The following is a 1,097-nucleotide window of genomic DNA, read 5'->3' on the forward strand; positions in this document are numbered from 1 at the left end:
CACCTCGGCGATCTTGACGGCCAGCACCGGGCCGGGCGCACCGCTGGTCCCGCTGTAGTCGAGGCGTACCCGGGAGCCGCTCGGCACCACCACCCGCTCGGGCGCCAACTCGTCCAGTCGGGCGGCGTGGGGCCAGGGGAGCAGCCGGCGCAGGGCGTGACCGGTGTCGATGCGTTCAAGGTCAGCGCGGCGTCGCACGTTGTCGAGGTCCGGCCCGAGCCAGTCCGGGGCGGCGTCGAGCAGGGCGGCATCGGTGACGTCCGGCCAGGGGGCGCCGAGCAGGCGGTGGCAGAACGCGAGTCGGTCGCGCAGGCTGAGCGCGTCGGCACTCCAGCGCAGCACGGGGAGTCCCGCGTCGCGCAGCCCGTCGAGCACGGCGGCCCGCAGCACGGACCGGTCCGGCCTCGCTACCGGGCGTTCGGTGAGAACGATGGCGCCGAGGCGCTCGACCTGGCGGGCGACGATGTCGCCCGCGGACCAGGCGACCTCGTCCCCGGTGTGCAGCAGCGCCGCGCCGGCCTCCCGTGCGGTGCTCGCGTCCAGGGCGACGGCCAGGCGTACGCGGGCGGACGTCCGGCCGGGGCCGCGGTCGGCGACCGCGATGGCGAGCCATTCCGTTCCCGTCAGTGCCGTGCCCGGGGCGAGTTCGGCGCCGGTCCCGCCAGCCATCAGGTAGCTCGGGCGGCCGGGGTCGCGGGCCCGCGCAAGCCGCTCGGGAAAGGCCAGGCCGACCACCAGCCCCGCCGCAAGATCGTCGGGCATCCCACCCGCTCCGCGCCCGGCGAGCCCAGCTTCGGCGGACCCGACCGGGCCAGCGGGTTTCCCGGGCCCGGTGAGCCCCTCGATCCCAGGGGGTGCAGCCTGCGCGGCCGAGGCCAGCCGACGGGTCTCCGCCCGCCAGCGGGCGGTCGCGGCCCGGTCGGTGTTGTTGCGCAGGTGACGCCAAGCGGCGACGAGGTCATCGGAGGGGCCACCGGCCGGGCCGTCGCCGGAGAGCATCGCCACCACCTCCGCCGCCCGGCGGGCGCCGATGGCCCGGCTGCCGTCGAGCAGCGCCCGCGCGAGCCGCGGATGGGCGCCGACCAGGGCGAACGCGC

Annotated in this window: 1 protein-coding gene; it reads right to left on the reverse strand. The window is 77.6% G+C overall.

Features of this window, described 5'->3' with window-relative positions; translation table 11 throughout:
- On the reverse strand, positions 1 to 1,097 hold a 1,097-nt coding region (locus tag C1A33_RS26170; protein ID WP_279354700.1), incomplete at both ends, for an ATP-dependent helicase C-terminal domain-containing protein.

It is taken from the genome of Frankia canadensis (assembly GCF_900197875.1).
In the GTDB taxonomy this organism is placed as follows: Bacteria; Actinomycetota; Actinomycetes; order Frankiales; family Frankiaceae; genus Frankia; species Frankia canadensis.